This window comes from Halorubrum persicum (assembly GCF_002727125.1).
In the GTDB taxonomy this organism is placed as follows: domain Archaea; phylum Halobacteriota; class Halobacteria; order Halobacteriales; family Haloferacaceae; genus Halorubrum; species Halorubrum persicum.
On the sequence record NZ_NHOA01000106.1, the window covers coordinates 1 to 527 of the forward strand.

Consider the following 527-nt stretch of genomic DNA (forward strand, 5'->3'; position numbering starts at 1 on the left):
GCCGTTCACCAGTCGGTACCACTGGAACCAGTACGAGAACCCGATCAACGAGGAGTTCCGGCAGATGCACGTCGACGCCTACGACATCGTCCCCGACCTGTTCAGCTCCGGGACGTTCACGGCGGCGTCGGCGCTCTCGCAGGCGGTCACGGAGTCCGGGTCGACCGACAGCGCCGACATCGCGGAGGCGCTGCGCGGGATGACCGTCGCCGACACGCCGAAGGGCGCCGACGGCTACACGTTCCAGGGCCACAACAACCAGGCCGCCTCCCAGATGACCGTCGCCTGGCCGGTTCCGACCAGCGACGAGTACGCCGACACGTGGGACGCGCCGATCATGCCCGGCGAACCCCTCGAACGGCTCGATCCCGAATCGGTCATGGTCCCCGAAGAGGACGCCGGCTGCTCGCTGTGATGCTGCTCGAAACCGACGGGCTGACGAAGCGGTTCGGCGGGATCACCGCGGTCGACGGCGTCGACTTCGCGCTGGAGGCCGGCGAGCTCTGCTCGCTGATCGGGCCGAACGG

The 527-nt window shown here is 68.7% G+C and carries 1 protein-coding gene and 1 pseudogene; both read left to right on the forward strand.

Features of this window, described 5'->3' with window-relative positions:
• On the forward strand, positions 1-415 hold a 415-nt coding region (locus DJ69_RS12065), incomplete at its 5' end, for an ABC transporter substrate-binding protein (RefSeq protein ID WP_180271808.1).
• A pseudogene (locus tag DJ69_RS18870) lies at positions 403-527 on the forward strand (ABC transporter ATP-binding protein); the annotation flags it as partial. The gene DJ69_RS12065 and the pseudogene DJ69_RS18870, both read left to right, overlap by 13 nt.